This window comes from Streptomyces sp. WAC06614, from assembly GCF_003949795.1.
Taxonomy (GTDB): Bacteria; Actinomycetota; Actinomycetes; order Streptomycetales; family Streptomycetaceae; genus Streptomyces.
In genome coordinates this window covers 1-8,635 of sequence record NZ_RPRY01000286.1, presented here as the reverse complement: position 1 = coordinate 8,635, position 8,635 = coordinate 1, and the positions used below count along the sequence as shown (strand labels likewise).

At 76.5% G+C, this 8,635-nt stretch carries 3 protein-coding genes; all 3 read right to left on the bottom strand.

All coding sequences use genetic code 11. The features are described from left to right. Nucleotides 1–128 precede the first annotated feature (128 nt). From EF918_RS39195 to EF918_RS27950, 3 genes are read right to left on the bottom strand one after another with little or no spacing between them, the layout of a single operon-like run. Entirely contained in the window at nt 129–5,669 is a 5,541-nt protein-coding gene (locus EF918_RS39195) for a condensation domain-containing protein (RefSeq protein ID WP_312847872.1), read from the bottom strand. A 15-nt stretch (nt 5,670–5,684) separates the two neighbouring features. Then, on the bottom strand, nt 5,685–7,568 hold the full coding sequence (locus tag EF918_RS27955; protein ID WP_125651707.1) for a non-ribosomal peptide synthetase: 1,884 nt from the start codon (nt 7,566–7,568) through the stop codon (nt 5,685–5,687). 8 nt (nt 7,569–7,576) lie between these two features. After that, nucleotides 7,577–8,632, bottom strand: a complete 1,056-nt coding sequence (locus EF918_RS27950; RefSeq protein ID WP_125651706.1) for a TauD/TfdA family dioxygenase — start codon at nt 8,630–8,632, stop codon at nt 7,577–7,579. Between the last annotated feature and the right edge of the window lie 3 nt (nt 8,633–8,635).

The following is an 8,635-nucleotide window of genomic DNA, read 5'->3' as shown; positions in this document are numbered from 1 at the left end:
CGCGGCCCGCCAGTGCGCGAGCAGCGCGGCCGGGTCCTCCAGCAGCTCCTGCTGCCACAGGGTGTAGTCGGCGTACTGCACCGGCAGCGGCTCCCGTTCGGGCGCCCGGCCGGCCCGGCGGGCGGCGGTTACGGCTGGCGGACCCGGGTGCCCCCGCGGGTGCGGCGGCGCAGGGGCGGCGGTGTGGGCGGGGTCGGGGGCACCAGGAAGGAGCCGGCCTGGGCCGTCGTGGCCGCCGCCAGGTAGGCCGCGAGCTTCGCCGGGGTGGGGTGCCGGAAGACCTCCCGCAGGGTCAGCTCCCGGCCCAGCTCGGTGCGGACCCGGTTGACCAGGCGGACCGCCAGCAGCGAATGGCCGCCGGCCTTGAAGAAGTTGTCGCCCGGTCCCACGTCCCGCCCGTCGAGCACCTCCGCGAACAGCCGGAGCAGCCCGGCCAGGAGCACGTCCCCTGCGCTCCCTCCCGCCGCCGCCCCAGGCCCCGTACCGGCGCCCGGGCCGGTCCCCGCGCCTCGGGCCGAACCCGTACCGGCGCCCGTGGCGGAACCCGTCCCGGTGCCCGTAGCAGTGCCCGGGCCCGAGTCCCCGGCCGTGCCGCCCGGGCCCGGCGCCGTGCCTCCGTCCTCGGCGGGTGCCGCCTCCGCCGTCAGAGTGATCGACGCCGGGACCGCGTACTCCGGCAGGCGGTCGGCCGCCCAGGCCTGGAGGTCCGGTTCCGTCAGGCCCGTGAGCTCGGTCGGACCGGTGGGGTCCACCGTGGCCGTGACGCGGTCGGACGCGACCGTGACCTGGGCCGCGCGCACCCCCGGGTGCGCCGAGAGCACCGCGGCCACGTGGGACACGTCGATGCGGTAGCCGCCCGCCAGGGGGCGTGCGCCGCGGCGGTCCGCCGGGGCCGGGAGGTCGCCGACCCGCGCGGCCGGGTCGGCCGCGAACAGGTCCAGCGCGGACGCCAGCAGTGCCGTGAGGCGCTCCGCGCCCGAGGCGTCGTACAGGTCCGTGGCGTACTCCAGCACGCCCGCCAGCGAGCCGTCCTCCTGCTCCGTCAGTGCGAAGGTCAGGTCCGACTTCGCCGACTGCGAGCCGAACGGCAGTTCCGTGCCGGCCAGCGGGCCCGACTCCAGGCCCGCCGAACCTCCGCCCCCGGCCCGTGCGTTGACCTGGAGCATCACCTGCACCAGCGGGTGGTGCGCGGCGGAGCGGTGCGGGTTGAGGTGTTCCACCAGCCGGTCGAACGGCAGCTCCTGGTGGTCGTACGCCGCCAGGTCGGCGTCCCGGACCCGCTCCAGCAGCGCCCCGAACTCCGGGTCGCCGGAGGTGTCGGTCCGCAGCACCAGCGTGTTCACGAAGAAGCCGACCAGCCCGGACAGCGCGTCGTCACCGCGGCCGGCCACGGTCGTGCCGAGCGCCAGGTCCGTGCCCGCGCCGAGCCGGGTCAGGGAGGCCGCGAGGGCCGCCTGCACGGCCATGAAGAGGGTGGCGCCGCGCGAACGGGCGGTCCGGGCCAGTGCCCGGTGCGTCGCGGCCGGCACGGTGAAGCCGGTGAGGGCGCCCCGGCCGGACGGCAGCGCCGGGCGCGGCCGGTCCGTGGGCAGGTCGATCAGCGGTGGCAGCCCGGACAACGCCTCGTCCCAGAAACGCAGTTCGCGGTCGGCCCCGTCGCCCGTGAGCAACTGCCGCTGCCACAACGTGTAATCGGCGTACTGGAGCGGCAGCGCCGGTCCCTCCGGGGCCCTGCCGCCCGCCCGTGCCGTGTACGCGGCAGAGAGGTCGGCCAGCAGCGGTCCGGTGGACCAGCCGTCGGCGGCGATGTGGTGGAGGAGCAGCACGAGCGTCTGCGGGCCCTCGCCCTGCGGGAAGAACAGCCAGGCCCGCAGCGGGATGTCCCGTGCCAGGTCGAAGACGTGCGCCGCGGCCTCGTCCACCGCCGCCGACACGTCCGTGGGCCGACCCAGTTCCAGGTGCGGCCGGGCCCCGGCCAGCACCCGCTGGTACGGCTCCCCGCCCTCGGCCCCGTACACCGTGCGCAGCACCTCGTGCCGCTCGGCGACGTCGGCCAGCGCGTCGGCCAGCGTCATCGGGTCCAGCGGCCGCTCCAGGCGCCGCACCAGCGCGATGTTGTACGTGGCCGACGGGCCCTCCAACTGGTCCACGAACCACAGCCGCCGCTGCGCATACGACAGGGGGAGCCGCTCCGGGCGCTCCTGCGCCGGCACCGCCACCGGGGCCGGCCGGGCCACCGCGTCCGCCCCGACCTGGGCCAGCCGTCGGTGCAGGGCCGCCGGGGTGGGCGCCAGGAACAGGTCGCGGATGCCGGCCTCGATGCCGAGCACCGCCCGGATCCGGTTGACCAGCTTGCTGGCGAGCAGCGAATGCCCGCCGGACTTGAAGAAGTTGGCGTCCGCCGCGTATCCCTCGTCCGCCGTACGGCCCAGCGCCTCGGCGAACAGGGCAGCGAGGATCTCCACCCGGGGTGCGTGCTGTCCGCCGACCGCGCCCGCCGCCTCCTGCTCGCCCGCCCGCCGCCGCGCCGCCTCGGCCGCCGCCGTGAGCCGCTCCCGGCGAGCGGCCAGGCCGCGCTCCTCCTCGTCCGTCACGAGCCCCAGCTCCGACAGCCGTGCTCCGTCCGCTCCCGCGGCGAAGGCCCGCAGCGCCCGGGCGAACACCGCCAGCAGCAGGTCGGCGGTCCCCGCGTCGAACAGGTCCTGCGCATAGCCCAGGTACAGCTCCAGCCCGGCCGGCCTGCCGTCCTGCGACCGCCGCACGGCGCAGTGGAAGGACAGGTCGAACTTGGCCGCGCCCAGGTCGGTGCTGGTGGCCCGGGCGGCCAGGGTCCCGAGCCGGACCTCCTCCGCGGCCGCCTCCTGCACCGTCAGCATCACCTGGAAGAACGGGTGTTCGCCCAGGGCCCGGTCGGGTTCGGCGAGCTGCTCCACCAGCAGGTCGAAGGGCAGGTCCTGGTGGTCGAAGGCGGCGAGGTCCGCATCGCGGACCCGGTCCACCAGCTCGGCCACCCCGGGGTCGCCGGCCAGATCGGTGCGCAGCGCCAGCGAGTTGACGAAGCAGCCGACCAGGTCGTGCAGGTCCTCGTGGGAGCGGCCCGCCACCGGCGTGCCCACCGCCAGGTCCGTCCCGGCGCCGACGGCCGCCAGTGCGGCGGCCAGCGCCGCCCGGGCCACCATGAACAGGCTGGCCCGCCGCTCCCGCGCCAGCGCCGCCAGCGCCCGGTGCGCGTCCGCGTCCAGCAGCGCCGTCACGGCCGCCCCGCGCCCGGTGGGCTCGGCCGGACGCGGCCGGTCGTACGGCAGGTCCGTCCGGGCCGGCAGCCCGTCCAGCGCCTGCTTCCAGAAGGCCAGCAGCCCGTCCCGGGCCGGGCCGGCCAGGAGTGCGCGCTGCCACATCGCGAAGTCGGCGTACTGCACCGGCAGCGCCCGCCAGGCGGGCACCCGGCCCGCCAGCCGGGCCTCGTAGGCCTCGCCCAGGTCGCGCAGCAGCGGGGCCAGCGACCAGCCGTCGGTGGCGATGTGGTGCACCAGCAGCACCAGCACGGCCGTGCCGTCGCCCGGGACGAACACCCGTGCCCGCAGCGGGCCGTCGCCCGACGGCCCCAGGTCCAGGTGCGCCCGGCCGAACTCCGTGATGCGTGCGTCCAGTTCGCCGGCCGGGCAGTCCTCCCACTCGGGCATCGCCCGGCCGCTCGCGGCGTGCTCCGCCCCGGCCAGGACCCACTGGAACGGCTCGCCGCCCTCGGCCCCGTACACCGTCCGCAGCACCTCGTGCCGTTCCCGTACGTCGGCCAGCGCGGCGGTCAGCGCCCGCCGGTCGGGCACCCCGTCCAGCCGCAGCACGAGCGGCGCGTTGTAGGTGGCCGAGGCGCCCTCGATCCGGCCGAGCAGCCACAGCGCCCGCTGCGCCGCGGACAGCGGCAGCCGGGCCGGGCGTTCCCCGGCGGGTACGGCGACCAGCGCGGGCCGGACGGCGCGACCGGTGGTCGGCGCCGACGCGGCCAGGCGCCGGTGGAGGGCCGCCGGGCTGGGGGCGAGGAACAGGTCCCGGATGCCCAGCTCCAGGCCGAGCGCCGCGCGGATCCGGTTGACCAGCTTGCTGGCGAGCAGCGAATGCCCGCCGGACTTGAAGAAGTTGGCGTCCGCCGGGTGGTCCTCGCGGCCCAGCACCTCGGCGAACAGCCCGCACAGGATCTCCTCCCGCGGGGTGAGCACGTCCGTGCGCACCGGCCCCGCCGCCGCCCCCGCGCTGTCCGCCGCGGCGGCCGCGGCCCGCTCGGCGCGCTCGCGCCGCCGGTCCAGGCCGGCCCGCTCGTCGGCGGTCAGCAGCTCCAGCTCGCCCGTGCGGCGCAGCGGATCGGCGGCGAAGGCGCCCAGTGCCCGCAGGTAGGCCCGCAGCAGCAGGTGGGCGGTCTCCTCGTCGAAGAGGTCCGTCGCATAGGTCAGGGCCACGTCGACGCCGTCCGGGCGGCCGTCCGCGGTGTGGCGTTCGGCGCAGTACCAGGTCAGGTCGAACTTGGCGGCGTCCAGGCCGGTGTCGGCCGGCCGGCCGGTGATCCCGCCCGCCAGCCGGACCGGGCCGGCGCCCGCGCCGTCCGCCGCGACGGTCAGCATGACCTGGAAGAACGGGTGGTGGCCCAGGGCCCGTTCGGGGGCGAGCCGTTCCACCAGCACGTCGAACGGGAGGTCCTGGTGCTCGTAGGCGGCCAGGTCCGCGTCCCGGACCCGGTCCACGAGCTCGCCCACGGCCGGGTTCCCGGACAGATCGGTGCGCAGGGCCAACGAGTTGACGAAGAACCCGACCAGCTCGTACAGGTCCTCCTCGGGGCGGCCCGCCACCGGCGCCCCGATCACCACGTCCTCGCCCGCCCCCGCCGCCCCCAGCGTCACCGCCAGTGCCGCTCGGGCCGCCATCGTCAGGCTGGCCCGGCGGCCACGGGCCAGGGCCAGCAGCCCGCCGTGCGCGGCCGCGTCGAGCCGGCCGGTGACGGTGGCCCCGCGCCCGGACGGCTCCGCCGGGCGGGGCCGGTCCGCGGGGAGCGCCACGACCGCGGGCGCCCCGGCCAGAGCACCCTTCCAGTAGGCCAGTTGCTCGGCGGCCAGGCTCTCCGGGTCGGCCGGGTCGCCCAGCAGCTCGTGCTGCCACAGCGTGTAGTCCGTGTACTGCACGGGAAGCGGCTCCCACCCGGGGGCCCGGCCGGCGAGCCGGGCCGCGTACGCCGCCGCCAGGTCGCCCAGCAGCGGGCGCACGGACCAGCCGTCGGTGGCCACGTGGTGGATCAGCAGGACCAGGACCGAGGTCCCGTCACCGGACCGGAACAGCCGGGAGAGCAGCGGCGGCCGGGCGGTGATGTCGATCGCCTGCCGGACGAACGCGGCGACGGCCGCGTCACGTCCCTCCGGTGCGCACTCCTCGACGGTCAACGGCTCGACGGCGGACGCGTCCCGCACCTGCTGGTACGGCTCCGCGTCGGCGCCGGCCGCCAGGACCGTGCGCAGCACCTCGTGCCGCGCCACCACGTCGGCCACGGCGGCCCGCAGGGCACCGGTGTCCGGTACGCCGTCCAGGTGGAGCACGACGGGTGCGTTGTAGGCGGCGGAGGGGCCGTGCAGGCGGCCCAGGAACCACAGCCTGCGCTGGGCGAACGACAGCGGGATCTCGGTCATTGTCCTCAACTGTCCTTACGCGTCCTGGCCCGGCGCGGCGGCGACGAGCGTGTCGATGTGGGCGGCGAGGTCCCGCAGCCGGGGGTTGGCGTAGACCGCCTTGACGGGCAGGGCGACGCCGAGTTCGGCGCGTACCCGCGACACCAGCTTGATCGCGAGCAGGGAGTGCCCGCCCAGCTTGAAGAAGTTGTCGTCCGGACCGATCCGGGTGGCACCCAGCACGGTCGCCCAGACCCCGGCGATCAGCGCCTGGGAGCGGGTCAGGCCCGCGTCGGGGACCTCACCGGCACCGCCCTCGCCCGAGGCCCCGGCCCCGGCCCCGGCCGCGGCGGGCGCGGGCAGGGCGGCCCGGTCCAGCTTGCCCTGGGTGGTGGTGGGGAAGCGGTCCATCGCCACGAAGGCCGCCGGGACCATGTAGGCGGGCAGCGCCGCCGTCAGGTGCGCCCGCAGCTCCGCCGCGTCCGCCGGCCCGGCCGCCGGGTCCTGCGGGCGGTGGTACGCCACCAGGCCCGGCGCGCCGTTGACCTCGTCACGCAGCACCACCACGGCCTCGGCCACCGCCGGATGCGCCGTCAGTGCGGCCTCGATCTCCGGGAGTTCGATGCGGTGCCCGCGCAGCTTGACCTGGCCGTCTGCCCGGCCGAGGTACCCCAGCCGGCCGTCCGGCAGCAGCCGGACCAGGTCACCGGTGCGGTACATGCGGCCCCCCTCACCCGCGGGGTCGGCGACGTACCGTTCGGCGGTCAGGCCCGGACGGCGGCGGTAGCCGCGGCCCACGCGGGGTCCCGCCAGGTACAGCTCGCCGCTGCCGCCCGGCTCCACCGCGCCGAGCTCGTCGTCCAGCACGCGCATGCGCAGGCCCGGCAGCACGGTGCCGATGTGCGGCTCGTCCGCGGCGTCGATCCAGCCGGCCGTGGAGTCCACGGTGCACTCGGTGGGCCCGTAGACGTTCACCGCGCGCAGCACCCCGGCCGCGGACCGCTCGCCGATCCGCCGCCACAGCGCGGGGCCGATCGCCTCGCCGCCGATGAGCAGGGTCAGCGGGCGCGGACCGCCGTCGGCGGTGAGCAGCTCCAGCAGCGGCTCGGCGTGCGAGGGGGTGATGTCCAGGTCGGTCAGGTCCTGCGCGTCGACGAACGCGGCCAGCAGCGCCGGGTCCGCCCGCGTCTCGTCGTCGATCATCACCAGGGTGTCGCCGCGGCACAGCCGCACCCACTGCTGCACGGAGGCGTCGAAGGACGGCGAGGCGTTCCAGCCGACCCGCCCGGCGCCCGGGGCGGCGATGCCCTCGGACTCCAGCTCGGCCAGCAGGGCCGAGGCCGCCGAGCGGTGGATCTCCACGCCCTTGGGGCGCCCCGTGGAACCGGAGGTGTAGATGACGTACGCCAGCCCGTCCGCGGGCACCGGCACCGGCCGGTACTCCTGCTCGGCGGCGGCAGCGGCGTCGGCCCCGTCGGCGGCGGTGAGCTCGGCCACGGCGAGGTGCGGGACCCCCGGCACCAGGACCTCGGCGCCCGCGTCGGCGGTGACGACCAGGTCGGCGCCCGAGTCCTCCACCAGGTAGCGCCGCCGCTCGGCGGGCAGCTTCGGGTCCACCGGCAGGTACGCGGCGCCCGCGGTCAGGGTGCCGATCAGGGCGGCCACCAGGTCCGCACCGCGCGGCAGGGCCAGCGCGACCACGCTCTCGGGGCCGACGCCGCGCTCGGCGAGCCGGCCGGCGATCCGCATGGCCTCGGCACGCAGCGCGCCGAAGCTCAGCTCACGGTCGGCGGCGACCACGGCGGTCCGGGCGGCCGGGGCGAGCGCGAGCCGGTCCAGCAGGTCGACGACGGCGGGGGCGGCGGTCACGGACGGAGCGTCGACGGCGGTGCGGGGACGCTCGGGAAGGACGGCGGTCATGGTGGTGGTCACTCCCCGGAGTAGACGGTGGTCGAGGGCTGGGAGGCGGGGGCGCAGTCGGCCAGCGCGACCGGCTCGCCCATGGCGACGAGGATCTTCCGGTCGCCCTTGAAGGCCTCGCGGCCGTGTGCGCAGAGCAGGTTGTCGACGAGCATGAGGTCGCCCTCGTGCCAGGTCTCGCGGACGGTCACCCGGTCGTAGACGGCGTTGATCGCGTCGACCTCCTCGTCGGTGAGACGGGTGCCGTCACCGAGGTAGGTGTTGAACGGCAGCCCGTCCTCGCCGTACGTCTCCACGAGCACCTCGCGGACGTCGGGGTCGAGGGTGCGGCTGTTCCAGAACGCGAAGTGGTTGAACCAGCTCCGCTCACCCGTGACCGGGTGCGTGATGATCGCCGAACGGCGCTGGCGGGTGACCATCGAGTCGTCGTCCAGCCACTCGAAGCCCACCGTGTTCTGCGTGCAGTACGCCTCCGCGACCGCCTTGTCCTCGGTGGCGAAGGTCTTGTACCAGGGGAGCCCGGCCAGCTCCGAGTAGTTGCGCACCAGCAGCCAGCCGGCCTTCTCGAACCGCGCGACCAGGTCCGGCGGCAGCAGCCGCAGCGCCTCGCGCATGTCCCCGACGGTGGTGGCGCCGCCCTCCTCCGGGGCGGTCACGCAGCCGAAGAGGAGCACGCCGGGGAAGTCCAGGGTGTAGCTGTTCTCGTTGTGCAGCCGGATCGGCTGCACGGCCGGCAGGTCGGTGGAGGAGAACACGCCCTCGCCGAAGTCGGTGCGCGGGGTGGCCTTCTCCTTGTAGCCGGCCCGCTGCGAGACCAGCGCGTCCCGGGCGGCGGCGAAGCCCGCGGCGTCCCGCACCGGCAGGCCGCGCAGCAGGACGGCCCCGGAGCGGTGCAGCTCGGCCTGGATCTCCTCGCGATGGGCGGTCAGCCAGGCCACGGCCTCGGCCATGCCGTCGGTGGCCGGGGCGTGCACGACGACGGGCTTGCCCGCCTCGCGGACCGGCACGATCGGGTCCGTGGCGGCGGGGCCGGCCGGGGCGGGGGCGTCTGCGTAGATGGTCATGAG

What these genes read in the sequence shown, in the direction of transcription:
- EF918_RS27955 (WP_125651707.1), bottom strand. Translation starts at nt 7,568, where the DNA reads ATGACCGCCGTCCTTCCCGAGCGTCCCCGCACCGCCGTCGACGCTCCG.
- EF918_RS27950 (WP_125651706.1), bottom strand. Translation starts at nt 8,632, where the DNA reads ATGACCATCTACGCAGACGCCCCCGCCCCGGCCGGCCCCGCCGCCACG.
- EF918_RS39195 (WP_312847872.1), bottom strand. Translation starts at nt 5,669, where the DNA reads ATGACCGAGATCCCGCTGTCGTTCGCCCAGCGCAGGCTGTGGTTCCTG.